The organism is Haloferax denitrificans ATCC 35960 (assembly GCF_000337795.1).
GTDB lineage: Archaea > Halobacteriota > Halobacteria > Halobacteriales > Haloferacaceae > Haloferax > Haloferax denitrificans.
Genome location: NZ_AOLP01000008.1, coordinates 126,346 through 153,023, shown reverse-complemented (window position 1 = coordinate 153,023; position 26,678 = coordinate 126,346). Strand labels below are relative to the sequence as shown.

At 66.6% G+C, this 26,678-nt stretch carries 28 protein-coding genes; 12 read left to right on the top strand and 16 right to left on the bottom strand.

Going from position 1 to position 26,678, the window contains the following annotated elements; translation table 11 throughout:
• Positions 1-153: 153 nt before the first annotated feature.
• Together C438_RS06130 and C438_RS06125 are read left to right on the top strand one after the other, a co-directional pair.
• Positions 154-1,296 carry an aromatic ring-hydroxylating oxygenase subunit alpha gene (locus C438_RS06130; RefSeq protein WP_004968452.1) on the top strand — a complete coding sequence of 381 codons (1,143 nt, stop codon included), beginning with the start codon at positions 154-156 and terminating at the stop codon, positions 1,294-1,296.
• A complete protein-coding gene (locus C438_RS06125) occupies positions 1,289-1,663 on the top strand; it encodes a hypothetical protein (protein WP_004968451.1) in 375 nt (124 codons plus the stop codon). The genes C438_RS06130 and C438_RS06125 overlap by 8 nt, the downstream gene beginning before the upstream one ends.
• A gap of 21 nt (positions 1,664-1,684) precedes the next feature.
• Here C438_RS06125 and C438_RS06120 read toward each other — a convergent pair whose 3' ends face one another.
• On the bottom strand, positions 1,685-2,335 hold the full coding sequence (locus C438_RS06120; protein WP_004968450.1) for a helix-turn-helix domain-containing protein: 651 nt from the start codon (positions 2,333-2,335) through the stop codon (positions 1,685-1,687).
• A gap of 242 nt (positions 2,336-2,577) precedes the next feature.
• On the opposite strand from C438_RS06120, the gene C438_RS06115 reads away from it, so the two are divergent.
• A complete protein-coding gene (locus C438_RS06115; RefSeq protein WP_004968449.1) occupies positions 2,578-3,447 on the top strand; it encodes a hypothetical protein in 870 nt (289 codons plus the stop codon).
• A gap of 66 nt (positions 3,448-3,513) precedes the next feature.
• Here C438_RS06115 and ilvA read toward each other — a convergent pair whose 3' ends face one another.
• Positions 3,514-4,755: a threonine ammonia-lyase gene (gene ilvA / locus C438_RS06110; RefSeq protein ID WP_004968448.1), complete on the bottom strand. Its 1,242-nt coding sequence runs from the start codon at positions 4,753-4,755 to the stop codon at positions 3,514-3,516.
• A gap of 378 nt (positions 4,756-5,133) precedes the next feature.
• Here ilvA and glyA point away from each other — a divergent pair, with 378 nt between their 5' ends.
• Together glyA and C438_RS06100 are read left to right on the top strand one after the other, a co-directional pair.
• Positions 5,134-6,381 (top strand): serine hydroxymethyltransferase, encoded by a 1,248-nt coding sequence (glyA, locus tag C438_RS06105; protein WP_004968447.1) that lies wholly within the window; start codon positions 5,134-5,136, stop codon positions 6,379-6,381.
• Between the two features lie 223 nt (positions 6,382-6,604).
• Complete coding sequence (locus C438_RS06100) at positions 6,605-7,024, top strand: GlcG/HbpS family heme-binding protein (protein WP_004968446.1); 420 nt, start codon at positions 6,605-6,607, stop codon at positions 7,022-7,024.
• A 50-nt stretch (positions 7,025-7,074) separates the two neighbouring features.
• Here C438_RS06100 and C438_RS06095 read toward each other — a convergent pair whose 3' ends face one another.
• From C438_RS06095 to C438_RS06085, 3 genes are all read right to left on the bottom strand, one after another.
• A complete protein-coding gene (locus tag C438_RS06095; protein WP_004968445.1) occupies positions 7,075-8,232 on the bottom strand; it encodes a M20 family metallopeptidase in 1,158 nt (385 codons plus the stop codon).
• A 115-nt stretch (positions 8,233-8,347) separates the two neighbouring features.
• Positions 8,348-9,580: a Cdc6/Cdc18 family protein gene (locus C438_RS06090; RefSeq protein WP_004041152.1), complete on the bottom strand. Its 1,233-nt coding sequence runs from the start codon at positions 9,578-9,580 to the stop codon at positions 8,348-8,350.
• A 764-nt stretch (positions 9,581-10,344) separates the two neighbouring features.
• Positions 10,345-10,911 (bottom strand): TATA-box-binding protein, encoded by a 567-nt coding sequence (locus C438_RS06085; RefSeq protein ID WP_004968444.1) that lies wholly within the window; start codon positions 10,909-10,911, stop codon positions 10,345-10,347.
• Between the two features lie 212 nt (positions 10,912-11,123).
• Here C438_RS06085 and tenA point away from each other — a divergent pair, with 212 nt between their 5' ends.
• Genes tenA through C438_RS06070 form a run of 3 tightly spaced genes read left to right on the top strand, consistent with a single transcriptional unit; the run spans position 11,124 to position 14,133 of the window.
• Entirely contained in the window at positions 11,124-11,789 is a 666-nt protein-coding gene (gene tenA / locus C438_RS06080) for a thiaminase II (RefSeq protein WP_004968443.1), read from the top strand.
• A complete protein-coding gene (locus C438_RS06075) occupies positions 11,786-12,610 on the top strand; it encodes a TenA family protein (protein WP_239640656.1) in 825 nt (274 codons plus the stop codon). Before tenA ends, C438_RS06075 begins: the two co-directional genes overlap by 4 nt.
• Positions 12,604-14,133: a sodium:solute symporter family transporter gene (locus C438_RS06070; protein ID WP_004968441.1), complete on the top strand. Its 1,530-nt coding sequence runs from the start codon at positions 12,604-12,606 to the stop codon at positions 14,131-14,133. Before C438_RS06075 ends, C438_RS06070 begins: the two co-directional genes overlap by 7 nt.
• 52 nt (positions 14,134-14,185) lie before the next feature.
• Here the strand turns inward: C438_RS06070 and C438_RS06065 are convergent, their stop codons facing one another.
• A complete protein-coding gene (locus C438_RS06065) occupies positions 14,186-14,578 on the bottom strand; it encodes a pyridoxamine 5'-phosphate oxidase family protein (RefSeq protein WP_004968440.1) in 393 nt (130 codons plus the stop codon).
• Between the two features lie 258 nt (positions 14,579-14,836).
• On the opposite strand from C438_RS06065, the gene C438_RS06060 reads away from it, so the two are divergent.
• Positions 14,837-15,856 (top strand): lipid II:glycine glycyltransferase FemX, encoded by a 1,020-nt coding sequence (locus C438_RS06060; protein ID WP_004968439.1) that lies wholly within the window; start codon positions 14,837-14,839, stop codon positions 15,854-15,856.
• A 19-nt stretch (positions 15,857-15,875) separates the two neighbouring features.
• On the opposite strand, the gene C438_RS06055 is transcribed toward C438_RS06060, so the two are convergent.
• Positions 15,876-16,886, bottom strand: coding sequence for an aldo/keto reductase (locus C438_RS06055; protein WP_004968438.1), 1,011 nt, complete (start codon positions 16,884-16,886; stop codon positions 15,876-15,878).
• Between the two features lie 368 nt (positions 16,887-17,254).
• Positions 17,255-17,470, bottom strand: coding sequence for a hypothetical protein (locus C438_RS06050; RefSeq protein WP_049917787.1), 216 nt, complete (start codon positions 17,468-17,470; stop codon positions 17,255-17,257).
• A gap of 260 nt (positions 17,471-17,730) precedes the next feature.
• Between C438_RS06050 and C438_RS06045 the strand changes: the two genes are divergently transcribed.
• The 3 genes from C438_RS06045 to C438_RS06035 all read left to right on the top strand — a co-directional run bounded on the left by C438_RS06045 (position 17,731) and on the right by C438_RS06035 (position 20,349).
• Positions 17,731-19,221 carry an aldehyde dehydrogenase family protein gene (locus C438_RS06045; RefSeq protein WP_004968436.1) on the top strand — a complete coding sequence of 497 codons (1,491 nt, stop codon included), beginning with the start codon at positions 17,731-17,733 and terminating at the stop codon, positions 19,219-19,221.
• A 190-nt stretch (positions 19,222-19,411) separates the two neighbouring features.
• A complete protein-coding gene (locus C438_RS06040; RefSeq protein ID WP_004968435.1) occupies positions 19,412-19,777 on the top strand; it encodes a hypothetical protein in 366 nt (121 codons plus the stop codon).
• Positions 19,777-20,349 carry a hypothetical protein gene (locus C438_RS06035; protein WP_004968434.1) on the top strand — a complete coding sequence of 191 codons (573 nt, stop codon included), beginning with the start codon at positions 19,777-19,779 and terminating at the stop codon, positions 20,347-20,349. The genes C438_RS06040 and C438_RS06035 overlap by 1 nt, the downstream gene beginning before the upstream one ends.
• Here C438_RS06035 and C438_RS06030 read toward each other — a convergent pair whose 3' ends face one another.
• The 8 genes from C438_RS06030 to dsrO form a co-directional block, all read right to left on the bottom strand.
• Complete coding sequence (locus C438_RS06030) at positions 20,350-20,775, bottom strand: MaoC/PaaZ C-terminal domain-containing protein (protein ID WP_004968433.1); 426 nt, start codon at positions 20,773-20,775, stop codon at positions 20,350-20,352. It abuts the gene before it with no gap.
• 75 nt (positions 20,776-20,850) lie between these two features.
• Positions 20,851-21,660, bottom strand: coding sequence for a molybdate ABC transporter permease subunit (locus tag C438_RS06025; protein ID WP_049917785.1), 810 nt, complete (start codon positions 21,658-21,660; stop codon positions 20,851-20,853).
• A complete protein-coding gene (locus tag C438_RS06020) occupies positions 21,641-22,558 on the bottom strand; it encodes an extracellular solute-binding protein (protein ID WP_004968431.1) in 918 nt (305 codons plus the stop codon). The genes C438_RS06025 and C438_RS06020 overlap by 20 nt, the downstream gene beginning before the upstream one ends.
• Positions 22,555-23,340 carry a molybdenum cofactor guanylyltransferase gene (gene mobA / locus C438_RS06015; protein WP_004968430.1) on the bottom strand — a complete coding sequence of 262 codons (786 nt, stop codon included), beginning with the start codon at positions 23,338-23,340 and terminating at the stop codon, positions 22,555-22,557. The genes C438_RS06020 and mobA overlap by 4 nt, the downstream gene beginning before the upstream one ends.
• Positions 23,341-23,344: 4 nt before the next feature.
• Positions 23,345-23,818 carry a molybdopterin-dependent oxidoreductase gene (locus C438_RS06010; RefSeq protein ID WP_004968429.1) on the bottom strand — a complete coding sequence of 158 codons (474 nt, stop codon included), beginning with the start codon at positions 23,816-23,818 and terminating at the stop codon, positions 23,345-23,347.
• A gap of 152 nt (positions 23,819-23,970) precedes the next feature.
• A complete protein-coding gene (locus C438_RS06005) occupies positions 23,971-24,546 on the bottom strand; it encodes a TorD/DmsD family molecular chaperone (RefSeq protein ID WP_004968428.1) in 576 nt (191 codons plus the stop codon).
• Complete coding sequence (gene nrfD, locus C438_RS06000; RefSeq protein ID WP_004968427.1) at positions 24,543-25,856, bottom strand: NrfD/PsrC family molybdoenzyme membrane anchor subunit; 1,314 nt, start codon at positions 25,854-25,856, stop codon at positions 24,543-24,545. Before nrfD ends, C438_RS06005 begins: the two co-directional genes overlap by 4 nt.
• Positions 25,856-26,677 (bottom strand): sulfate reduction electron transfer complex DsrMKJOP subunit DsrO, encoded by an 822-nt coding sequence (dsrO, locus tag C438_RS05995; RefSeq protein WP_004968426.1) that lies wholly within the window; start codon positions 26,675-26,677, stop codon positions 25,856-25,858. The genes nrfD and dsrO overlap by 1 nt, the downstream gene beginning before the upstream one ends.
• Position 26,678: the final 1 nt, after the last annotated feature.

Genomic DNA, 26,678 nt, shown 5'->3' with positions numbered 1-26,678 from the left:
CACGGAGCCCCTTTTTCAGGGAGACGGCTCCCGTTCGGCCGACAGCGGCGGTCACGGGCGGCTGTCGTCCTCGCGGCCGACTATCCACTGCCACTTATACGGGTCCACTATTTCCGACGAATCCTTTTCCTCGGATGTGTGTTTCTTCCTCCCATGACACGGTGGAACAACGGTCGTGACGAAATCGGTGCGGTAAGTGCCGACATCACCGCGGAAACGAACGCGTTACCGGCGAAGTACTTCACGGACCCCGAAGTCCACGAGATGGAAAAGGAGAAAGTGTTCGGTCAGTACTGGGTCTACGCGGGTCACGAGACCCACATCCCGGACGCGGGCGACTACTTCACGCGGACCATCGGGGACAAGCAGATTATCGTCACCCGCGACGGCGACGGCGACGTGCGGGCGTTCTACAACGTCTGTGCCCACCGCGGGTCGAAGATGCTCGACGAGACGCCGATGACCGACCCCGGAAGCCTCAGTCGAATCACCTGCCCGTACCACCTCTGGGCGTACGAACTCGACGGGTCGCTCCAGAGCACTCCGAAGAGCTTCGAGGAGGCGAGTCTGAACCCCGACCTCGACGACGACGCCGTCAGCGAACTCGACCCCGAGGAAAACGGCCTCATGGAAGTCAACACCGACGCCATCGGGCCGCTCGTGTTCGTCAACTTCGAGGACGAACCGAGCCTCTCGCTTGCCGAGCAGGCCGGGTCGATGAAGACGGAACTCGAAGACCTGCCGCTCGGCGAGTACGAACACGCCCGGCGCTACGTCTCCGAGGTCGAGTGCAACTGGAAGACGTTCAGCGGGAACTACTCGGAGTGCGACCACTGTCAGGCGAACCACCAAGACTGGGTGCGGGGGCTCGAACTCATGGAGTCCGAACTCGAAGTCAACGACTACCACTGGGTGCTCCACTACAAGCACAGAGAGGACGTCGACGACGAGATGCGCATCCACCCCGAACACGAGGCCAAGTTCTACTACTTCTGGCCGAACTTCACGGTCAACATGTACGGCACCGCCGACGGCTACGGCACGTACATCATCGACCCCATCGACGAGGGGCGCTTCCAGCTCATCGCGGACTACTACTTCCGCGACGCCGACCTGTCGGACGAAGAAGAGAACTTCGTCCAGACGAGCCGACAGCTTCAGGAGGAGGACTTCGAACTCGTCGAACGACAGTACGAGGGACTCAAATCCGGCGCGCTCGGGCAGGCACAGCTCGGGCCGAACGAACACACCGTCCACAAGCTCCACCGGCTCGCGCAGGACGCCTACAATGCCTGACGACGGGGACGCCGAACTGGCGGAAAAGCCCCGCGCCGGGGTCGTCACCTGCCCGTCGTGCGACCTCCACGTCGCGGTCGCAGAGCCGAACGACGCCGTCGAACTGTACCGGCGACACGCGAACGTCACCGGCCACGACGTCGAGTGGGAGCGCGTCGCGTTCGACGCCGACGTCGAGACCGACGACGTGAAACAGGCCCTCGTCGAACTCGGCGAGAACCACCCCGACGGGGTCGAACTCGGCCGACTCGCCGCGGCGCTCGCGGACGCCGGCGTCGCCATCGGCGACACGCTCGACGCCGTCCGCGACCTGCGGATGAGCGGCGAAATCTACGAACCGCGGGACGACCACGTGCTCGCGGTCTGACTCCCGTACCCCTTTTGGCGGTCACTCCTCGACGAGAATCGATTCGACCAGCTCCGAGGTCCCCCTCCTGATACGCCCGCTGACCGCCGTCGGCGAGATGCCCAGCACGTCCGAGAGGTCGTCTAGCGCCGCCTCTCGCGGCTCCTCGAAGTAGCCGTGCTCGTAGGCGGCCACGAGCGCGTCGCGCTGTGCGTCGGTCAGCTTACTCGGCTCGCCGTTCATCCAGCCGTCCTGCTGGAACATCCGATTCAGGTCGAAGGAGATGTCGTTCGCCTCGCAGTACTCCCAGAGCTCCGACAGCGCCTCGCGGTCCGACAACTGGAGACGGACCCGCCACCCGGACGTCTCGTTACTGCACGCGTCGAGCATGAGTCCGCCGAGTTCCGTGACCATCGGCGACAGCAGTATCGCGTCGTTCGTGTGGCCGATGCGATAGACGACGGAGTCCTCCCGTTCGGAGACGAGCCACCAGTCGCGGACCGTGTGGTCGGCCTCCAACGCCTCTTCGAACGCGGCGACGTTCGCGTTCTTCACGGCGAAGAAGAACTGGCCCGTTTCGGGGTCGGTCCCGGACTGAGAGACGACATCGATTTCCCCCGCGGCCTCCGACTGAATCGTCGGCGTCAGTGCGAGGTCGTCGTGAGCGATGTCGGCGACGGTTATCAGGCTCATCGTACGTACACCTCAGTCTCGGGGAGATTCGACTGCCGACAGTCCGGTCGAGCGGTTCGGTCGGGTCACTCGCGGCGAGCGTGGTCTTTGTAAAAGAATCGATTTCCGATGGCGCATTACAGTAATCGAAATGGCAGATTCTCGTTTATAATTTTCGCCGCATATTCTGTGGGACTATATAAACCGACTCAGTATTCCACACCCCTTTACAGGGGCCTTCAGGACGTCTGCAGAACCGTACAATGAGCGTGGGCACATCGCTTCGGCGACTGGGGGAATTCCTCGAAGAGTGCGAACGGACGGGAGCCGCGAGCGTCCGGGACTCGTCCGTGGCGGTCACGGAGACGAGGGTATCGGCGGACGTCGAGTTCGCACTCTCGTCGAGCGACGGAGTCGGGTCGCCCGTGCGGACCCGGAGACCCGCAATCGAGTCCGACGGGACCATCGGGCTCACGGTCGAAATCGACGACGTCGTTCCGAGCGACCACGAACACGTCGACGTCGACGCCGCGGACCTCTCGCTCGACGCCGAGCCGACGGTCGTCGTGACGGTCGCGACGGACGCGTCCCCGACGGGGGGTTCCACCGGGGGCGACGACGCCGAATCGCTCGAAAGCGTGCGGAGTCCGAACGTGCCGGCGTTCGAGGACACGCCGTACCTCGAAGCGGTGTACGCCAAGTACGAGACGTTCGAACGGATGGCCGAAGCGTTCGAGATGGACGTGTCGGACGAGACGGTCCGCAGGTACATGATCGCACAGGGAGTCCACGAACCGGACTCCTACGAGACGTCGCTCGCCGACGAGTCGCCGGTGGAAACTCCGGGACCGGCGGCCGCGGACGACACAGGCGGGTCGCCCGAGGCGCTCGCCGACGGAATCGGCCTGCCCGAGTCCGTGACGATAGACCGACTCGCCGACGCCGCCAACGACGCGAAGACGATTCGCGAGTTCGGGAAAGCCATCGACCTCGACCGAACCGAGGCGCTCGAACTGCTCCAGACCCTCGACTTGCTGGAGTTCGTGATGGGACGCCTCACGACCGACGACGACCCCGACGTGGGTCGTGACGACGTCGTCGCGCGAATCAGACAGTCGGCCGGCGAGAACTAGCGGCGCTGGTTTCCCCCGCCGCGGCGACGACGACCGGCAACGACCGAGACGTGAAAGCGGCCGGAATCAGCGTTCCGCGGAGACGTCGTCGACCGCGTAGCCCGCGTCTTCGATGGTGTCCACGATTGCCGCCGCGTGTTCGGCCCCCTTGGTCTCGATACGGAACAGGAGGTGCGCCTCGCCGACGTCGAGGGCGTCGACGGCGCGGACGTGGCGAACGTCGTGGATGTTCGCGTCGCGGTCGGCGATGAGCCGGGAGAGCCGCGCCATCTCGCCGGGTTCGTCCCGGATTCGGACGCGCAGTCGGAGCGTCTGGCGACGGCCCGTGAGCGCGTGGACGAGCACCGTCTGGAGCATCGTCATGTCGAGGTTCCCCCCGCAGAGAAGCGGCATGACGGTCTCGCCCTCGACGTCGAGGTCGTCGCTCAGCACGGCGGCGACGGAGGCGGCACCGGCCCCTTCGACAACCTGCTTGGCGCGTTCGAGCAACAGGAGAATCGCCTCCGCGATTTCCCCGTCCGAGACCGTGACGACCTCGTCGACGCGTTCCTCGATGGTTCGGAGCGTCAGCTCGGAGATGCCGCCGGTGGCGATGCCGTCCGCGATGGTGTTTGTGTCGTCGAGCGTCACGGGGACGCCCTTGTCGAGGCTCTCGTGGACCGTCTCCGCGCCCGCGGCCTGCACGCCGACGACGCGAATCTCGGGGTCGTGGTGCTTGATGGCGGTGGCGATGCCCGAGATGAGCCCGCCCCCGCCGATGGGGACGACCACGGTGTCCATCTCGGGGAGGTCGCGGTACATCTCGACGCCGAGGGTCCCCTGTCCGGCGACGATGTCGCGGTCGTCGTAGGCGTGGACGAACTCGGCGTCCGATTCCTCGGCGAGCGACTGGGCGTACGCCATCGTCTCCTGGAAGTCCTCGCCGACGAGTTCGACCGACGCACCGTAGTCGCGCGTCGCGTCGATTTTCGTCTGCGGGGCGTTCTCCGGCATCGCAACCGTGGAGTCGGCCCCGCACTCGGTCGCCGCGAGCGCGACCCCCTGCGCGTGGTTGCCGGCGCTCGCGGCCACGAACTCGTCGATTCCGCGGTCGGCGTCCTGTCGAATCTTGTTGTACGCGCCCCGCGTCTTGAACGACCCCGTCCACTGGAGGTGCTCCATCTTCAGGTAGACGTCCGCGCCGACGAGGTCGCCGAGCGAGGTGCTCTGCTCTATCGGCGTCCGCTTGACGACGCGGTCGTTTTCGAGTCGCTCGCGCGCGCGCTCGATGTCGGCGTACGAGACCGGCAGGGATTCTGACTCACTCATCGGCGCTCACCTCGGCGGTCGGCCGACCGGCGCGACGGGACGGACGGGACGGCACGCGCGCGTCGCCTCGGGTTCGGGACTGCTCGCAGACTGTGATAGTTCTTAGCACGGTGTGTGAGAGACGTGACGAAGTTCCAATATAGAGCTATCGACGGTCGGCGAAGAGTCCGATATGACCTGTGTGCCGAATCAACCGCTTTGACCCGTTAGAAACCCGATTCGGACAGTTCGACGTCAGGTGAGAGGAGCCACCACCGCGCCCGTGGCACCCGACCACAGATGGTATTGATTCTGTCACGTTGTGATTCCGTTCGGTCGGTTCCCACTCGTCCCGGGGGTCGGCGAAGCGTTATACCGCAGAGTCGAGATGCATCCACGATGCCTTACGACACCGTTCGAGAGACCGACCCGGCCGTCGCCGACGCGCTGACGGGCGAACGCGAGCGACAGAACGACACGCTCGCCATGATAGCGAGCGAGAACCACGTCAGCGAGGCGGTCATGGAGGCCCAGAGCTCGGAGCTGACGAACAACTACGCCGAGGGCTACCCGGGGAGCCGGTACTACGGCGGCTGTGCGTACGCCGACGAGGTCGAACAGCTCGCCATCGACCGCGCCAAGGAACTCTGGGGTGCCGACCACGTCAACGTGCAACCGCACTCGGGGTCGCAGGCGAACATGGGCGTGTTCCTCGCCGTGCTCGACCCCGGCGACAAGATTCTCTCGCTCGATTTGACCCACGGCGGCCACCTGAGCCACGGCCACCCGGTGAACGTCGCGGGGAAGACGTACGAGGTCGAGCAGTACGAGGTCGACGCCGAGACCGGCTACGTCGACTACGAGCAACTCGCCGAGAAAGCCGAGGCGTTCGACCCGGACATCATCATCTCGGGGTACTCCGCGTACCCGCGGGAGGTCGAGTGGGAGCGCGTGCAGGCCGCGGCCGAGGCGGTCGACGCCTACCACCTTGCCGACATCGCCCACATCACGGGGCTCGTCGCCGCGGGCGAACACTCGTCTCCCGTCGGTATCGCGGACTTCGTCACCGGTTCGACCCACAAGACGATTCGGTCGGGTCGCGGCGGCATCATCATGTGCGACGAGGAACACGCCGACGACGTCGATTCCGCGGTCTTCCCCGGCCTCCAAGGCGGGCCGATACTGCACAACGTCGCCGGCAAGGCTGTCGGCTTCGGCGAGGCGCTTTCCCCCGAGTTCGAGGAGTACGCCTCGCAGGTCGTCGATAACGCCGCGGCCCTCGGCGAGCGGCTACAGGAGCGCGGTCTCGAACTCGTCTCCGGCGGAACTGACACGCACTTAGTCCTTGTCGACCTCCGCCCGTCGCATCCGGACACGACCGGCAAGGACGTGGAAGCGGCGCTCGAAGAGGTCGGCATCGTCCTCAACGCCAACACGGTCCCCGGCGAGAGTCGCTCGGCGTTCAACCCCAGCGGGATTCGCGCCGGCACGCCCGCGCTGACGACCCGCGGCTTCGACGAGGAGGCCTGCCGGACCGTCGCGGACCTCATCTACGAGGTCGTCGAGGCGCCGCACGACGAGTCGGTCAAGGGATTCGTCGACGAGAAGGTCGACGAACTGACCGAGGAGTACCCGCTGTACGACTGAGTCGGTCCAAGCGACTCACCTCGACGCGACAGGTCCCCGGGTCGCTCCCGTCGTCGCCGACACGAAATATCACAATTCAGAACACTATTGTTTTGCCGGGGAGATACGTTCGAGAAGCCTCAGACGCCCGAAATCGTCGGATAGAAGCGGATTCGGTCGCCGAGTCCGGGACCCGCGGCGCACGTATAAGTAGGGTCGTCGAGACCGGTTTCGACGAAGCGATATGTCCGATGCAATCAATCTCGAGACTGCGAAGGTACTCATCGAGGCGGCCGAGGCGGAGGCCGAGTCGATGGGACTGCGAATGGTGATTACGGTCGCGAACCCGGAGGGTAACCTCATCGCACAGCACCGAATGGACGATGCGTGGCTCGCGAGCGTCGATATCTCTCGGAACAAGGCGTACACGGCGGCCGCGCTCCAGACGCCCACGCACGAACTCGCGGAGCCGACCACCCCCGGCGAATCGCTCTGGGGCCTCCAGACGACAGACGAGAACCGACTCGTCGTCTTCGGCGGCGGCTATCCCCTCGAAGTCGACGGCGAAATCGTCGGAACCGTCGGCGTCAGCGGCGGCGAGGTGTCCGAAGACATGGCGGTCGCGAGCGCCGCAGTCGAGCGGTTCGAAGAACTCATCGAATAGTCGGCGTCGCCGTCAGCCGCTTTTTTCAGCCCATCGACCGACAGTCGGCATCAGTCTCCGCCGTCTTCGAACAGCTCGCGGAGCGCCGTGCAGAGGATGTCGTAGCCGGCTTCGACTTCCGACAGTTCGATGTACTCGTCGTAGGCGTGGGCCTGCGCCATCGACCCCGGCCCCCACGTAACCGCGTCCATCCCGGCGTCGTTGACGAGGTTTCGAACGTCGGTCGCCGCCCGGATCCCCCACGGTTCGGGGTCGATATCTGCCCGCTCGGCGGCCGCGTCCCGAAAGCGCGCCGCGATGTCGCTGTCGGTCGGAACCGCCGCGGATTCGTAGACCCGCGTTCGCGTCCACTCGACGCGCAGGTCGTGTTCGGCCGCGACGTCGGAGAGTAGCGCGTCGATTTCGGCGTCGACCGCCTCGACGGATTCCGCGGGGACGAACCGCCTGTCGACGGTTATCGTCGCGCTCTCCGGGACGATGTTCTCCTTCGTCCCCGCCTCGAACCGCGTGACCGTCGCGGTCGGGTGACCGACGAGCGAGTCGGAGCGCGCTCGAATCTCCTCGTCGTACGCTTCGAGCGCGTCGAGAACGGGCCGGGCGTTCCCAATCGCGTTGTCACCCTCGTTCGGCCGGCTGGCGTGCGACGGGTCCCCGCCGACCGAGATTTCGTACCAACCGAGGCCCTTCGCGCTCGTGGCGGTCCGCAACGACGTGGGTTCGAGCACGACGCCGTAGGTGCCGTCGTAGCCGCGTTCGAGGAGCGTCTTCGTCCCCGGTTCGGCCGTCTCCTCGCCGACGGCGGCGTGGAACACGAGCGAGCCGTCGAGGTCGCCTGCGTCGAGCGCGTCGGCGAACTCGACCGTCGCGAGCATCGCGAGGGCGACACCGCACTTCATGTCCGCGCTTCCGCGGCCGTACAGTCTGCCGTCTCTGACGGTCGGTTCGTACGGCGGGTGCGTCCACTTGTCACGGTCGCCCGCCGGGACCACGTCGAGATGGCCGTTGAGGACGACCGAGGGCTCGCCGTCGCCGACGCGCGCCGCGACCTGCGGTCGGTCGGGATACGGTTCCTCGACGAGCGTCGCCGAGACGCCTCGGGATTCGAGCCAGTCGTACACGAAGTTCGCCGCCGCCGCCTCGTCTCCCGGCGGGTTCTCCGTCTCGATTTCGACGAGACTCGTGAGCAACGAGCGTAACTCCTCGTCCATGGTTTCGGTCGTCTATCGACAGAGACGGGCGCGGGATAATGGTTCGTGCGGTAGCTTTTTTCCGACGCGGCCGACAGCGTCCGAGAGCCTGCGCGGACCTGCGGGTCGCGCGTCGCTATTCGAGCGTAGAGATACGGCTGTCCCGGAGGAGCACTCGCTTGACGATGTCCGGGTCTTCGAGGAGGCGGTGGGTCCCGTGGACGCCCTGCCCGCGGCCGCGGCCCCGGACCTCCGACTGGATGACGTTGAGGAAGTCGAGTTCCTGCAGGAGTTCCTGCACGCGACGCTCGGAGAGCTGGTCCATGTCGAGGTCGTCGGCGACGGTGAGATACTGGCGGTAAATCTTGTTCGTCGTGATTTCGGCGGTCTTTCGGCCGCCGGTCTGGAGGACCAGCGAGTAGAGGACGGCCTTCGACTGCGTGGCGGTCCCTTCGAGGAGTTCGCTGAAGCGGTCGGCCTCGCTTTTCTCTTTGGCCGCCCGCACGTGGTCGTCGGTGACGGTCTCGGCGCTCTCGTTGCGCGCGATGCGGCCGGCGTTCCGGAGGATGTCGATGGCCTTCCGGGCGTCGCCGTGTTCCTGGGCGGCGAGCGCGCTGGCGAGGGGAATCACGTCGTCGGTGAGGACGCCGGGTTTGAACGCGTCCTTCCGGTTTTCGAGGATTTCGCGGAGTTGGTTCGCGTCGTACGACGGGAAGACGAGTTCGTCGTGGGCGAAGCTCGATTTGACGCGCTCCGTGAGTTCCTCGGGGTAGTCGATTTTGTTCGAGATGCCGATGATGCCGATGCGCGAGTCCACAATCTTTTGATTCTCGCCCGCGCGCGAGAGTTTACGAAGCACCTCGTCGTCGCGGAGCATGTCGATTTCGTCGAGGATGACGATGGTCACGTCGGAGCAGGTGTCGAGCACCTGCCACAGTCGGTTGTAGTAGTCGCCGGTCGACAGCCCGCGCTCGGGAATCGTCATCCCGCTTTTCGACGGGTCGTTGACCTGCGAGGCGAGCGTCTTGATGACCGACGCCTCGGTGTGCTGTTCGCCGCAGTCGATGACGGCGATGCGGACGTCGACGTCCTCGCGGACCGCCTCGTGTTGGAGTCGCTCGCTTACGAGGCGGGCGGTGAGCGTCTTTCCCGACCCCGTCTTCCCGAAGATGAACAGGTGGGTCGGTTCGCGTCCGAAGATGGCGGGGTTGAGCGCCTGTGCGACTTTCGACATGTGCTCGTCGCGGCCGACAATCTTGTCGGGACCGGGGAGATGAGAGATTTTGAGGATATCCTCGTTCGCGAAGATGGGTTGGTCGTACCGGAACAGCGGGTCGCGAGTCCCACCCTCGCTCTCGTCCGATGTCATGTGAGTTCGGTATTCATACTCACCCCTAATAAAGGTGAAGGGGTGGACTCGCGTTTGTAACAGCGACAAATACGGGCGTTTGAGCGGTATTTCGGTCCTGATTTTGTATTCGACGATCAACGAGTAGTATCGCGCAAGTAAGACCGTCAGACACCACCCTCGCGTTTGTAACGGGCGAGACAGCCACGAGGAACACGCGGTGGGTGGGGGTACACTCGCGTTTGTAACTCGGTCTTCGAGAGACCACCCTCGCGTTTGTAATTGAGCGGGGGAGTACCGTCGCGTTTGTAACGTTGAGCGACGGAAGCGGCCGTGCAGACACACCACCCTCGCGAATGTAACGCGAATCGGTGTGGGGGGAGGTCGGAGAGCGGGGGATTGTCGGTTGATTTTGCCCCTAGATTTACAAACGCGAGGGGGGTGTGTCGAATTCCCCTAGGGACTGGCGTAGCCGTTACAAACGCGAGGGGGGTGTGTGTGTGCTCCCGAGCGCAGACGGGCAAATCGTGAGAATACACGTCTCTCGAAGAACAGCCATGGTTCTCGACACCAAGCTATCACTAGTAGCTAGACTAGTAGTGTAGCTAGACTACTAGTTCTACTACTCAACACAACACAACACAACAACAAACAACGAATCAGAGACTAGTTTCCCGGGTTCCAGACCGCCACCTACCCAGCCACGCCACCACGTCAGTACGGCACTCCGTCCCGCAACATCTCCCGAGTACCTACCGAGTACCCACCGAGTGCCTGCCGAGCGCTCACCCGAGTAGTCCGAGTTCGCGGACGTCCTCGTCGACGGTTTCGAGGGCCGCTTCAGCGTCGGCGACCTGCTTCGCCCCCGTAATCACGATTTTCCCGCTTCCGAACATCAGGACGACGACGCTCGGTTCGTCGAGGCGGTAGACGAGTCCCGGGAACTGCTCGGGTTCGTACTCGACGGCTTCGAGACCGAGACCGATAGCTAACGCGTTCAGGTTGAGCGCCGCCCCGAGGTCGGCGCTCGACACGATGTTTTGAACCGTGATATCCGGCTCGTCGGGAATCGGAACACCGAGGTCGGCGAACTCGCCGAACAGCGTTTCGATGGCCGTGCTCACGTCGCCCACGCTGTTCGCGCCGGTACAGACGATTTTCCCCGACCGGAAGACGAGACACGCCGACTTCGGGTCACGGGTTCGGTACACGAGTCCGGGGAAGTTCTCCGGGTCGTAGTCGGTTCCGTCCATATCGAGTGAGAGGCGTTCGAGGTCGAGTTCGAGCGGCACTTCCGTCGAAGCGACGACGTTCTGAATCTCGATTGACCCGACGGCGTTCACGTGCGACATATTGTGAACTCGTTGACACTCTGTCGTGTTAAACTACCAGGGTCGTTCACCCGCGTTACTCACCGGACAACTGCGAAACAATCGAAACGCACGACGAAGTCGATGGCTGGCCCGCGATACGAAAACCGGGAAGTCGGGTTTCTTGCGCACTGAACAACCAATGAATACCACCTCATCATAATTCTTTTCAGCGTCTTCACCGATTACTCGCTATGGCGTTCACAGACACGATTCGCGACGAGGCCGACGGGTTCTGGTCGGCCATCTTCGACCATCCGATGGTCGCCCGACTCGGGGAGGGGAGCCTCGGCGAGGAGCCGTTCCGCTACTGGGTGCGGCAGGACTACGTCTACCTCGTCGAGTACAGCCGCCTCTTCGCGCTCGGTGCCGCGAAGGCCCCGACGCTCGACTCGATGGGGACGTTCGCGAGCCTCCTCGAATCGACCGTCAACGAGGAGATGGACCTCCACCGGAGCTACGCCGCCGAGTTCGGCATCGACACCGCAGACCTCGAAGCGACGACGCCGTCGCCGACGACCCGCGCCTACACGGACTTCCTCGTTCGCACCGCGACGCTCGGCTCGTTCGGCGATATCGTCGCCGCCCTGCTCCCCTGTATGTGGGGGTTCAACGAGACGGGCCGCCGACTCGCCGACGCGGGCGTTCCGGACCACGACCAGTACGCCGCGTGGGTCGAGATGTACGCCGGTGACGAGTTCACCGAACTCACCGACTGGTGTAAGTCGCTCATGGACGACGTGGCCGCGAGCGCCACCGAATCGGACCGCGAGCGCTTCCGCGACCTGTTCCGCACGTCGGCGCAGTACGAGTACCTGTTTTGGGACGCCGCGTGGCGGCGAGAGGAGTGGCCGCTATGACCGGCGCGGATTCGCCCAAATCGACTGGTTTGCCCAACTCGGCTGGCTCGTCCGATTCACCCGACACCGACCCGTCGGCCCCCGAGACGTACGACGAGTTCGCCGCGTCGCGGTCGGACCCGCGCTTTACCGACTGGCTCCGCGAGCGCGCGGGCGACTCGTGGGACGACGCGACCGCACACCGACTGACGCGCGAACTCGCCGCCGACGAACTCGCGGACGACGTGTTCAGGCAGTATCTCGTACAGGACTACGCCTTCGTGGAGACGCTCGTCGGCGTCTTCGGTCACGCCGTCGGCACCGCGCCGACCATGGAGTCGAAGTCGGAACTCGTCTCGTTCCTCGGCGTCCTCGCCGACGACGAAGACGACTACTTCCTGCGGGCGTTCGACGCGCTCGACGTGCCCGAGTCCGTCTACTCGGACCCGAAGACCACGCCCGCGACGCGCGCCTTCATCGACCTCCTCGAACGCGCCGCGGGGCAGGGCGGGTACGCCGAGACGCTGGCGGTGCTCGTCCCCGCCGAGTGGGTCTACCTGTCGTGGGCGACCGACGCGGCCGACGCCGGCAGTCACCCCGACGAATCGCCCTCGCGGTTCTACCTCTCCGAGTGGGTCGAACTCCACGCCGTCGACGACTTCGCGGCGTTCGTCGAGTGGCTCCGGACCGAACTCGACCGCGAGGGTGCGGCCGCCTCGCCGCGCCGACAACGGCGGCTCGAACAGCTGTTCCGCCGCACGGTCGAACTGGAGGTCGCGTTCTTCGACGAGGCGTACGAACTGGGTCGCGGTTCCTCGCGACCGGGTGACGGCCGATGGTGAGTTCGACCGTCGCGCTCGGGCTGACCGTCGCGACGCTCGTCGCCTTTACGGGCGTCGGCGTGTGGTTCTCCCGCGGCCGCGTCGGCTCCGTCGAGGACCTCATCAGCGCTCGCGACTCCACGGGGAGCCGGCGAACGACGGCGACGCTCGTCGCGTCCGTCATGGGCGTCTGGGTGCTGTTTTCGGCCCCCGAAGCGGGCGCGAGTTTCGGTATCGCCGCCGTCGTCGGCTACGCGGTCGGCGAGGCCGTTCCGATGCTCGTCTACGCCCGCCTCGGCCCGCGAATTCGGGACCTCATCCCCGAGGGCCACTCGCTGACCGAGTACGCCCACGCCCGCTACGGCACCGCGATGTACGCCTTCGTCCTCCTCGTGAGCGCGCTCTACATGTTCATCTTCCTCGCCGCCGAACTGACCGGCATCGCGGGCGCGCTCTCGCTCGTCGCCGGCGTCCCGCAGTGGCAGACCGCGCTCCTCGTCGGCGGCTTCGTCCTGCTGTACACGAGTTACGGTGGCCTCCGAGCCAGCATCGCCACCGACGCGGTCCAAGCGGTCGTCGTCATTCCACTCCTCTTGCTCGCGTTCGTCGGCGCGCTCGTCGCGCTCGGCGGTCCCGCCGCGACCATCGACGGCATCACGGCGACGAACCCCGCGCTCCTCGACCTCGGTGCGGTCGCCGGCCTGCAGTTCGGGCTCGCGCTCGCCTTCGCAATTCTCGGCGCGGAACTCATCAACCAGACGTGGTGGCAACGCATCTACGCGGCCGACTCCTCGGAGACGGTCGGGCGGAGCTTCCGGACCGCGGCGCTCGCCAACGGTGCCATCGTGTTCATCACCGCCTTCTTCGGCGTCGTCGCGGTCGGCAACGCCGCCGTCGTCACCGACCCCGCGAGCGCGGGCTACAACGCCGACGCCGCCTTCTTCGTCCTCCTCGGCGAGGCGTTCCCCGAGTGGCTCGTCCTCGCGGCGGTCCTCCTCGCGCTCCTGCTCGTGATGAGCTCCATCGACACGCTGTTCAACGCGCTTTCGAGCCTCGTGACCGCGGACCTCGCCCGCCTGCTCGCGGAACCGAGCGACCGCCGTCTCGCGTTCGGGTCGCGGGCGCTCACAATCGCCGTCGCTGTCGCCGCGATTTACGTCAGCCTCCGGGCTCAGAGCGTCCTCCGGCTGTTCTTCTTCGCCGACCTGCTCGGCGCGGCCGTCGCCTTCCCGCTCGTCTACGGGCTGTACTCGACGCGAATCACCGGGCTCGGCGCGCTCGCGAGCAGTCTCACCGGGCTCGCGGTCGGCCTCGCGTTCTTCCCCGACCTCCGCGGCGTCATCACGTCGATTCCGGTCGTCGGCGGCCTGCTCCCCGCGGCCGACCCGCTGTATCTCACCTCCTTCGGCGGGGCGTTCGTGGTGTCGACGGCGGCGTCGCTCGTCGCCGCCCGACTCGCAGACGCCGGGTTCGACCTCAATCGACTCTCGCGGGAGATTCGGCGGTTCGACGACGGCCGAACCGACGCGCCGTCGTCCGACTGAGACACCGTCGTCCGACTGACTCGGTGCCTTCCGGCTGTCCGTCTGAAAGAGTTCAGTACTCGCTGACAGTCGCGGTCCCCACCGAGATTCGGACCAACTCGTTTTCGGGCCACGCCGACTCCTCGGCCCCGTACTTCCGGTTGATTCGCCGCGTGGCGTCTCGCACGGCGTCGTCGTCGGCGACGACGGTGGCCGTCCCGAGAACCGTCACCTTCCATTGCGCCTGTCCCCGCTTGTCTTTCTGTATGGAGAGCGCGACGCGCGGGTTCTCGCGGACGTTGTCGAGCTTTCGACCCGAAGTGAGCACCTCGAATACCCCGCGGTCGGCCGCGTAGTCGAACCAGACGGGGGCGACGTGAGGGCGGTCGTCGACGCTGGTCGCGAGGTGCGCCATGAGCGGTTCGCTCGTGACGAGCGCCGCGGCGCGTTCGGAGAGGCCGGTCATGGTTAGATATGGCTCTCTCGGGGTAAAACGGTGGCTCCGACCTAGATTTACAAACGCGAGGGTAGTCCCTGCTCCGACGGTTTCCTCCCGCCCCGCCGACTCTCGACTCGTGAACGCTCGCCTTCTTCGCTTTCTTATCAGAAATATTCCATTAACGCCCGCCGTGACGCGGTTGTGACGCGTTCAAATCGGGTGCAATCACCCGTATAATGGGTGCATAACAAAGCGGTCAGACGCGACAGTTCAGGCACCTTACTCATGAGTATCGAGGTTCGGCGGGCGACTGGAGACGACGTCCACGGCTGGGACGCGTTCGTCGAACAGTCCCCGCATGGCAACGCGTTCCATCAGTACGACGCGCTGGAGATTCAGGCGGCACACGCCGGCGCGGAGTTGGTTCCGCTCGTCGGACGAAAAGGCGAGGAAGTCGTCGGGCTGTTCCCGCTGTTTCGCATCAACAAGGGACCGATAGCGACGGTGTTCTCACCGCCGCCGGAGCTTCGAGTCGCGTACCTCGGTCCGGTCCTCCTGAACATGGACCACATGAAACAGCGAAAGCGCGAGGGCCGACACCACGAGTTCATCGACGACTGTCTCGACTGGGTCCGCGAGGAGATTCGACCGCGCTACACTCACATCCGCCTCGACGGCCGATACGACGACCTCAGAGCGTTCTCGTGGAACGACTACGCGATAACGCCGCAGTACACCTACCACGTCGACCTCTCGCCCGGCGTCGACGACGTGTTCATGAGCTTCAGCAGTGACGCCCGGTCGAACATCCGGAACGCGCCCGACGACGCGTACACCATCGAGGAGGGCGGACTCGAAGAAATCGAGCAAATCGTCGAACAGGTCGCCTCGCGCTACGAGTCTCAAGGCATCTCCTATCGGTCGACATCGGAGTTCGTCAGGGACCTTTACACCACTCTCCCGGAGGGGCAGGTTCGCCCCTACGTCCTCCGTATCGACGGCGAGTTCGCCGGCGGAATCCTCGTCATCGACTACAAGGAGACGGTCTCGCGGTGGCAAGGCGGCGTCCGGACGGACGTCGATTCCGACCTCGCCATCAACGACCTGCTGGACTGGCGCATCATGCGCGACGCGATGGACCGCGGGCGGACGACCTACGACCTCGTCGGCGCGAACAACCGCCGCATCAACCGATACAAGGCGAAGTTCAACCCCGAGCTCCACCCCTTCTACAGCCTCGAACGGAACGCGGCGGGGATGAAGACGCTCGCGCACCTCTACAAGGCGATTCGCGAGGGGGTGTGACTACCCAGCCAGCCCCGAGTTAGAGCCCCGCGTAGGGGTCGGGCTTCGCTTCGGTCAGGCGGTCGACCTGCTCGTCGGTGAGGTCGATAGCGGCGGCTTCGAGGTTCTCGGTCAGTTGTTCCACCGTGCGCGCGCCGACGATGGGGGCCGTGACGCCGTCGCGGTGCATGAGCCACGCGAGCGCCGTCTGGGCGGGCGTCGCGTCGACTTCTTCGGCGACGGCGTCGAGTTCGTCGTGCACGTCGAAGTTCTCCTCGGTCAGGTAGGAGTCCTCGAACCGACTGGACTCCGCGGCGCGAGACTCGCCGGTGAGGCCGTCCTCGCGGGTGTACTTCCCGGTGAGAAAGCCCTGTCCGAGCGGGCTCCACGGACAGACCGCGATGCCGTACGAGCGGGTCATCTCCAAGTAGTCTCCCTCGATTTCCCGGTCGACGAGGTTGTACCGCGGCTGTGCGACGGTGAACGGCTCCCAGCCCTCGGCGCGGGCGATCTCGTTCGCCTTCGCCACCTTCCACGCGTTCGGTCGGAGCGTCGACGCGCCGAGGTAGTGGACCTTCCCGTCCTCGACGAGGCCGTTGAGCGTCTTCATCATCTCGCGCGTGGGCGTCTCGTCGTCCCAGCGGTGGATGTAGAGCACGTCCACGTAGTCGGTGTCGAGGCGGTCGAGCAGGGCGTCGATGCGGTGGCGGATGTTCTTCCGGTTCGTCCCGCGGCTGTTCGGGTCGCCGCTTCGAATCTGCCAGTAGATTTTGGACGCGATGGTGAACCGCTCTCGGTCTCGGTCTTCGAGCCAGTCGCCGATCCAGCGCTCGCTCGCGCCGCCGCCGTACACGTCGGCGGTGTCGATGAAGCGCCCGCCGGCCGCCTCGTAGGCGTCGAGGAGCTCGTGTGCGCGCTCCTCGTCGATTTCGACGTTCCCCTGTTCGGTCTCCTTGCCGAACCGCCACGTCCCTAACTGGAGTTCGCTCGTCTGGAGGCCCGTCTCCCCGAACGGGACGAAGTCCAGGTCGATGTCTTCGAGTGTCGTCATGCCCGCACAGATACGCCGAATCGACGCAAAAACGTTGGGTAGCCGGAAGTGAGCCGGGGTGATTCGCCCCGCGTTCCGCCGTCAGCGTTGGTGCGAATCAGCGGTTGGCGCGACCAGTTCGTCGCTCTTCACGATACACGTCGCGGGTCTCGCTCTCGGTGCGCGTCTCTCGTGGCACCCCGCGGTTCTCATGCCGAATACGTGGGTCTCACGAGTCGAACGGGAGCTATATAGTCGAAAATGCTCGCGTGTCGCAGGGTATCCGCCCCCCGTAATCGAGTCACGGGGCGGTCGGGCTCGCACTCCTTCGCGTCCGGGCCGGTTCGGTGGCCCGCCGCCGGGTTCCGGTCAGGCCGGTGCGCTGGCCGTCACGTCACGTACACGTCGCCTTCGACTTCGTAGAGATACCCCTTGTTCAGGAGTTCGTCGACGGCCTCGGGGTCTTCGCCCGCCGAGCGCACCCGGCGGCGCGCGTCGGTCACGGGCATCCCGGCGTCGCGGTCGGCGACGAGGGGCCGAAGGTGCTCGAACGCTCGCGTCGCGCGAGGAGAAAGCGGTGTGTGTCCACCCTGTTTCGATGTCATCGAGTCCTCTGTTCGCGACCACGGAACGCTCGGTAAAGAAGGTGGTGTCGGTTCGGGTGTTTCGTTTACCCACCTTTTTCGTACGCTGTTATCCTCCTTTTTTGTACGCTGTCACCCGCCTTTTTCGTACGCTGTTACTGTGGAACCCCGCACCGTCGGTCGGGCGTCATAGGGACAGACGCTTTTGAGGTTGTTGCAACCCAAGCCCTTCTCCCCATTACGGCCCCATTTATCCCGCAGTCACCAACGCACGACTGCACATGGTCGACGACATCGCCACCGACGCCGACTGGAACGCGCTGTACATCGACGGCGAGTGGACCGACAGTGAGAGCGGTGAGAGCATCGCGGTCGAAGACCCGTCGACCCGCGAGACGATTGCGCACGTCCCTCGCGGGACGGAGGCCGACGTCGACGCCGCCTACGAGGCGGCCGCCGAAGCCCAGGAGTCGTGGGCCGAAGCGCCGCCCGCGCGACGTCAGGAGGTCGTCGAGCAGTTCCTCCAGAAACTGCGCGAGTACGAACAGGAGATTGTCGACCTCCTCGCACACGAGGTCGGCGGCTCGCGCATCATGGGCGAGACGTCCATCCAGATTGCCACCGACCACGCGAGCGAGGCCGCGACGCTTCCCCGTCGGATGCGGGGCGAGTACGTCGACTCCAACATCCCCGGGAAGGAAAACATCGTTCAGAAGAACCCGAAGGGCGTGGTGACGGTCATCTCGCCGTGGAACTTCCCGCTGAACCTGTCGATGCGGGCGGTCGCGCCCGCGGTCGCCGCGGGCAACGCGGTCGTGCTGAAGCCGTCGACCAACTCGCCAATCACGGGCGGGTTGCTGTTCGCCAAGCTGTTCGAGGAGACCGACCTCCCCGAGGGCGTCGTCAACGTCGTCACCGGCCGCGGCTCCGAAATCGGCGACCGCGTCGCCGGCCACCCCGAGAGCGACGTGGTGGCGTTCACCGGGTCGACCGAGGTCGGCAAGCGCGTCTCCGGTATCGCCGGCGAGAACCTCGCCGTGCCCGCGATGGAGCTCGGCGGAAACAACGCCCACATCGTGACCGAGGACGCGGACGTCGACCGCGCGGTCGACGCCGCGGTCTTCGGGAGCTTCGTCCACCAGGGGCAGGTCTGTATCTCCATCAACCGCCACATCGTCCACGAGTCGGTCTACGACGAGTACGTCGAGAAGCTGACCGAGCGGGCCGCGGAGCTACCCGTCGGCTCCGCCCACGAGGACGACACGGTCGTCGGTCCCATCATCGACGAGTCCCAGCGCGACGAGATGCTGGGCTACGTCGAGGAGACGGTCGACGCCGGCGCGACGCTGGAAACCGGCGGCTCGACGGCCGACCTCGACGGCGTCGACGACTCGCTGGTCGTCGAACCGACCGTCCTCTCGGGCGTGACGAACGACATGGCCGCGGCCTGCAACGAGCACTTCGGTCCCATCGCGCCCGTCATTCCGTTCTCGGACGTCGACGAGGCGGTCGAACTCGCCAACGCGACCGAGTACGGCCTCTCCGGGTCGGTCCACGCCGGCGACCTCGCCGCGGGCAAGGAAATCGCCCTCCGCATGGAGACCGGCAACGTCCACGTCAACGACCAGCCCATCAACGACGAGGCGCACGTCCCGTTCAGCGGTATCGGAGCCTCCGGCGTCGGCACCTACAACAGCGACGCCTTCCTCGACGAAATCACCGAGGACAAATGGATTTCCCTCCAGCACGAACCCCGCGACTACCCGCTGTGAGCCGGACGACGCCGGCCTGAGAGCGAACCGCGGTCGGTGACCCACGACTGAAGTCGTGGACCTTCTCCTTGCGTCTCTCTGTTTGAACGGGACTGGGTCCCCTGAGCCCCCTCCGCGCCGAACCACATGTGCAAGCCGTGTGCAACGCGACGAAACCGTTATTCGTCTGTGTGCAGAACTTGCACACGAGATGAGCGCGAGCGACGACCCCCGTCGAGTCCACTTTCAGTCGCCCGAGTACCTCGTCGAGCGTCTCGACGCGCTCGCGGACCTCTTCGACAAGGACCGGACCGACCTCCTCGTAGAGGCCATCCGCGACTACATCGAGGACACCGCCCACAGCGAAGCCGTCCAAGAGTTGGTCGCGACGAAGTACTACGACGACCAGCTCGACTTCGAGACGGTCAAACAGCTCGTCGGAGCCGAGACGGCCCAGCGGCTCCGACTGCTCAAAGCGGACCTCGAAGGCGAGCCGCTGGACCTGGCCGCACCCGAGAACGTCGATATCTACGGCGGCGAGGCGACGACGGCCGATTCGAGCGATACCGACGAGTGATGAGCGGCCCACGTCTCCGGACGGCGGTCGCCGACACGAGCGCGCTCGTGAGCCTCGCGGTTCCCCGTGCGGACCCCGACTACGACAGCTCCGCCGCTCCGGACCCGCTTCAGTACGTGCTCACGTCGTGTGAGGTGTCCGTGCCGCCCGAAGTGGTCGCGGAACTGCGTGACATCGCGCAGTACCGTGACATCCACGGTGCGGCGGCGACGAACGTGCTGGCCGCGCGAGACTACTACGCGGTCGAAGATCCGTACGGACGAGCGGACACGCCCGACGAGCGCCCGACGTTCGGCCTCGACGACGGCGAGACCGACGGCATCGTTCTCGCGAACGCGCTCGCCGTCGACGGCTTTCTCACCGACGAGTTCGGGGGAACGAACTTCGCGCTCGTTCACGCCGTCCTGCGCGGGCCGCGAATCGTCCCGACGCCGCGGCTCGTCTGCGACTACGCCCGCAACGGCCACATGACGCGCGCCGAGGCGCGGACGCTTCTCACGGCGATTTCCCCGCACCGAAGCTGGGGGAACAGCCCCTACGTCGCGCAGTTGTTGCGGTCCTTGGAGTCGTAACTACCCACCGCAGTCATCCGTTTCTCCCGTCCCGTCGTGCGCCAGCGACAACACGACGGCCTCGCCGGAGACGACCGTCTCGTCGCCGACGCTCGCGGTCGTCTCGACGGCGAGTCGGTCGCCGCGGACCTCCTCGACCACGGCCACCTCGGCGACCACCGTGTCACCGGGCCGGACCGGCCGCTCGAAAGACAGGTCCTGCGAGAGGTAGACGATGTCGCCCGGAAGCCGCGCGAGCGCGGCGCTGACGACCGACGCGGCGAGCATCCCGTGGGCGATGCGCCCGCCGAACGTCGTCTCGGCGGCGTACTCCGCGTCGAGGTGAATCGGGTTCTCGTCGCCCGACACCTCGGCGAACCGGTCGATAGTCTCCTCGGTCACGGCGCGCTCCGATACCGCGCGGTCGCCGACGGTCGCGACTGGCATACGGTCGCTTCGGCGGCCGCCGAACTCAATCCTCGGGTGCGACGCGGTTTTGTAATGCCGCGGTCTCGCCCGCCCTCACTCCCACGGGTTCGTCCCCAGCGCGTGGACCAGCAGAATCGCCCCGACGGCGATGCCGACGAGGACGAGCGCGACGGGGAACGCGGCGTCGAGACCGGTCGAGAGATACGACACCCAGATTTGCACCGGGAGCGTCCGCGGGTAGTACGCCAGCATGAGCGTCGCGCCGAACTCGCCCATCGCCCGCGCGAACGTCAGGGTCACGCCGGCGAGGATGCCCTGTTTCGCCAGCGGGAGCGTCACGCGCCGGACGCTTCCGATTCGGTCCTCGCCGAGCGAGCGGGCCGCCGCTTCGAGTTGCCTGTCCACGCCGTCGAAGGCCGTCTTCGCGGTCACGACCAGAAACGGCGAGGCGACGTAGGTCTGCGCGAGGACGACCCCGGCGAGCGAGCGCGTCAGCGGGACGCTCGTCAGTTGGCCGAGCCCCGCGGGACCGACGAGTCTGAGGAGTAACATCCCGCTGACGACCGGCGGGAGCACGAGCGGGAGCATCACCAGCGCCAGAATCACGTCCCGGCCGCGGAACGACGTGCGCGAGAGCCAGTAGGCCAAGGGGACGCCGAAGGCGACGGCGACAAGCGTGCTGAGCGCCGCCGCGACGACGGAGTTGGTCGCGGCGGTCAGGACGACCTCGCTCGTCACGTCGGCGGCCAGCGACGCCGGCGACTGCGCGAGGACGAGCGCGCCGATGGGAAGCAGGTAGTACACGAGGAGCATCCCGGCGAGAACCAGCGTCAGGCCTCGCCACGTCTCGGGCAGGAGTCGCGTGACGCCGCGCTCGCGGCGATTAGGCTGTCGGTGGGACATCTCCGAAGTAGTGTGGGTGGCTCTCGCGAACCGTGAACCCTGAGGGTTCGAGGAGGTCGCCGGCGGTCCCGACGAGCGCCTCGAACACGGACTTCGCCGCCGCCGTGTCGGTGCGGCGCGTCGCGGCGTACCGAATCGGGCCGCCGCGGACGGTGACGCCGTCCGGGAGCGTGTAGGACGCCGTCTCGTACGCAGACGCGTGTTCGGGGTCGCTCAGATTGATTGCGGCCGGGAGTTCGAGGTACGGGTAGTCGCGTTCGACGGCCATGCTCCGGTAGACGAACGCCGCGTCGACGCCGCCGGCGTCGAACTGCGCGAGCAGTTGCGTCTCGGGGTAAATCTGGTCGCGGCGGAGCAGGTCGTCGGCGAGCGCCGGTCGGTCGTAGTGGTCGGCCGCGAGCGAGAGCGCGAACAGCGTCCGGTAGCCGAGCGGGTCGAGGTCGGGGTCGGTCCGGCCGAGGCTGACCGCGTCGTCGAGGAGGGCGTCGGGCCACGACGCGGCCTCGGCGACTCGCGTTCCGCCGTCGGTCTGCGGGTTGTACGCGATGACGAGCGCGTTGTTGGCGAACGTGGCGTACCACGGGACCGAAAGCGGCGCGTCGAACAGCGTCGGGTCCGCGAGCGCGACGATGTCGGGGTCGCGTTGGCCGTCGGCGACCATCCGAGCCACGCGCGCGGAGCCGTGTGCCTCGACCTCGACGCGGGTCCCTTCCGGCGCTTCGAACTCGGTGGTGAGCGCCCGCTGGAGGCTTCCGGCGGCGAGAATCGACACGGTCGGTGTCGACCCCGCCCGACCGAGACAGCCCGCCGTCGCGGCGAGGCCGGTCGCCGCGACTCCGCCGACGCCCGCGAGGAACGCTCGTCTGCTCGACCGCCCTGCGGACGCGCCGCGTTTCATCGCCGCACCTCGCACCCGGCGGCGACCCGCGCCAACTCCGTGCGCGTGTTCACGTTCGTCACCGACCGGTCGACGCTCTCGGGAAGCGCGTCGAACCCGACGTGCTCGACGCCGTCGAGGCGGTCCAAAAGCGCCCCGAGGCCGTCGTCGGGAGCGAGTTCGGAGACGTTCTCTCGGACCGCGGCACGACGATACAGGGCGTGAAGCGGTTCGCGGCCGTGCCCGGAGACGGGGACGACGGCCGGCGGTTTGAGACGGCCACGGTCGTCGTTCGAGGAGACCGAACGGGCGTGTTCGCCGTCTCCGCGGTCGCCGTCTCGACTGGCGGCGCGCTCGAACAGCGCGGCCACCGCGTGCGGTTCGAGAAGCGGCATATCACAGCCGGCGACGAACAGCCACGGAGTGGTGACCGCGTCGGCGGCCGCGGCGACGCCGGCGAGCGGCCCCGACAGACTCGGGTCGTCGCGGACGAACCGAACGTCCCACGTCGTTGGGAGCGCCGCGGCGAGGCGCTCGCGCTGGTCTGCGGTCCGAACCGCGACTATCGGTGGGCGGCCCGTCACGGCTCGGAGCGTCCCGACGACGCGCCGAATCAGCGGCTCCCCGTCGAGCGTCGCGAGGGCCTTGTGTCCGTGTCCGAAGCGGGTGCTCTCGCCGCCGGCGAGGACGACGGCTGTCGCATCCGGCGCGTCCGACGCGTCCGTCGTGTCCGACACGGTCGACACACTCGCCGCGGTCGGCGGGTCCGTCCGGCTCGGTCGGTCCTGTCTCTCTCGCGTCATCTGGTCAGGGTTTCTTGAAGATGTCTTCGAGCGATTCGGGGTCGGTGGTGGGGTCGAGCGCGCGCGCTTCGACGGCGCGAACGCCTTTCACCGTCCGCGACCCGTCGACGTCGGGCGCGATAAAGCGCGTCTCGTAGTCGTGTTCCTCGCCGATGGGCGTCCCGTCGCGGGCGTAGGCGACGACGGCGTCGAACGCGGCGTACACGTCGATACAGACCCGGTAGCCGTCGGCGCTCTCGACTACGAGGTGCGTCGTCTCGTCGTCGAGGCCGGCGTCGGCAAAGAGGTCGAAGACCGGAACTCCGGTCCACGTCGCGGTGTGCCGCGTCCCCGACGCGCACGCGACCGTCACCGTTCGGTCCTCGGCGGGCAACCCACGTAGCTCCGCCCCGGACAACGAGACTCTGCTGTCGCCGCGGACGAGAATCGACTCGGAGAGGGGGGTCGCCGGCCGCGACCGGTCGTGGTGTGCGTGCATGCGTACTCACTAGTTCGATATTGGTTGACTCTGACGGTGTATGTAACCTCTGATAATTAAGGCCTTTAAAGAGGCCGGAAAAGTCGGGTCGACTCGGTTCGGGAGCGAACTGGCGGTTGTGTTCGGTTCGGCGGTTTCAACTCGGCTGTGAGTCAGTCGGCGACCACCTCCCGCGTCGTCCGGGCGAGCGCCGCGTAGAACGGCGACCGGGTCTCGGCTTCGACCCGGTCGCAGAGGTCGCCGACCCACCGCGTGAGGTGTTCGTCGCGGAACTGGTCGAGGCGGTCGTCGCGGCCGTGTTCGGCGAGGTACGCGCAGAACTCCAGTTCCGTCGCCACGTGGTCCGGCAGGTCGCGCTGTTCGGGTCGGTGCTCGACGCCGAACGCCTGATACCAGCGCTCGACGGCCATCGTCGCCGGCCCCAGCACCTCGCCGAACTCGTCGTCGTCCTCCCTGTCGCGGTAGACGCTCTCGTAGGGCGGACACGGCGGGCCGGCCGGGCCGATGAACAGCCGGGCGTACTCGCTCCGAAGCCCGTGGAGTTCGAGCGACTCCAGCGGCCCGAACAGCGCCGACAGTTCGCCGCCGTTGGCGACTTCGACCAGCCGCTCGGTCGGCTCGCGCCAGCAGGCCGCGAGGACCGCGTACGTCGCCGTCCGGGCCGACTCGAAGGCGTCGCCGGTCGCGTCGTTCCCCTCGGTCGGGGTTCGCGCGGCGGGTTCGCTCATCGGCCTTCCCCCCGGGTTTCGCCGCCGTCGGTCGCCACCGCTGTCGATTCGTTCTCAGCTTGAATCGGGATGTACCGGAGTCCGAAGGTGACGATGAGCGCGCCGATGGCGATGACGCCCGCGGTGACCGCCAGCTCGACGAGCGTGGGGGTGTACGACCCAGCGCTCGCCCAGATGTCGGTCGTCACGCCGGCGTACTCGCCGCCGACGGAGATGCCGGGCGCGGCGTCGATGTTGGCCGCGTCGTAGCCCGTGAAGACCAGTCGGACCCCCTCGAACGTCGTCCCGAACACCGCGAGGGCGCTGGCGGTGAAGATGACCGACACGCGCTCGCGGAACGACGGGAGCGCGAGCATCACCAGCGGGACCGCCCCGCCGACGACCGTCCAGAGCCAGAAGTACGCCGACTCGCCGATGAGGAAGCTCCCGGTGATGGCCCAGAACCCGAAATGGTCGGCCCACGCGTGCGGGAGTCGCTCGGCGGCGAGCAGGTAGACGACGTGGAACGCGAGGAAGATGCCGAGCACCTTCCCGAGGCTCGTGAGCTCCTCGCGGTCGACGCTGAAGCGGGTGAACCGCGAGACGAGGACGGAGACGACCAACAGCAGGCCGAGGCCGGAGACGAGCGCCTTGGCGATGAACACCGGCGCGACCAGCGGGCTGAACCAGTCGCCGCGGCCGATTTGCGTCGCGAAAATCCACCCGGTGACCGAGTGGAGCGCGACCGCGGTCGGCAGTGCGACGGCGGCGGTCCAGAACATGAGCGTCCGGTCGCGTTCGCGGCCGGCCTCCGTGTCCTCGACGCCGAGCGCCAGCCGCGACCCGCGGGCCGCGAGGTCGCGGCGGGTCAGGAGCCAGAGGTACCAGAGGTTCAGCGCGCCGTAGAGGATGACGATACCGAAGTCCCACACCATCGGCGACCGGAAGTCCGGCGAGGTGAAAAACTGGTAGAGGCGCTCGGGGCGGCCGATGTCGGGCAGGATGAGGAGCCCGGCGACGGTGATACACGCGAGGCTCACCAGCACGCCGAGGCGGGCGAACCCCTCGTAGCGGTGCGAGTGGAAGAACTTCGGCGCGCTGGAGATGATGAGCCCGCCGGCCGACAGCCCGACGAACAGGACGAACATCATGATGTACAGCCCCCACGAGAACACGTTGCGCATCCCCGTGACGACGAGGCCGGTGGTGAGCTGATAGGCCCACGCGGCGACGCCGACTACGACGAGCGCGGCGAGAAAGCCCACCCAGAGCTTCCCGGCGCTCCCGAACTCGGGGACGACGAACCGCGAGGAGGCGGTCTCTCTCGACATCAGTCGTCACCCCCCTCGAACGCGGGCACGTGCGGAAGCGCGTCGTTCGACAGCGAACTGTGCGACCCGCCGCCGCCGCTTCCGCCGCTTTCCTCGACCGGACCGTTGTCCTTCGGCTCCGACCAGACCGACACGTCGTCGAGTTCGCTCTCCATCTTGTCGGAGGTCTGCGGGCGACCCGGACTCATCTCGCCGCGGATGTAGTACGTCTTCGGGTCGGTGCCGCGGTCTTCGAGCAGTCGCGTCGTCTGGTACTTCTTGATGTACTTCGAGACGGTGCTTTCCTCGTTGTCGAGGTCGCCGAAGATGCGGGCGTCCGCCGGGCAGTTCACGACGCAGGCGGGGTCGAGCCCCTCCTCGACGCGGTGGGAACAGAACGTACACTTCTCGACGACGCCCTGCGGGCGGGCCGGCACGTCGCCGGTCCCGTCTTCGGGGACCGTCTGCGGTTCGTCCCAGTTGAACACGCGGGCGTTGTACGGGCAGGCGGCCATGCAGTAGCGACAGCCGATACACTTGTCGTAGTCGATTTCGACGATGCCGTCCTCGCGGGTGTAGGTCGCGTTGACCGGACACACCTTCACGCACGGCGCGTTCTCGCAGTGCTGGCAGGCCGTCGGCTGGTAGGACATCTCCAGCGTGCCGTCCTCGCCGTTCTCCGGGTACGTCCCGGCCGGCGTGTCCATCTTGTCGCCGCCCTCGGTGAGCACGCGGTTCCAGTACTGGCCGAGGCCGACGTTGTTCTCCTGTTTACACGTCACGGCGCAGGCGTGACAGCCGATACACCGCTCTTGGTCGATTACTAAGCCGTAGTTAGTCATG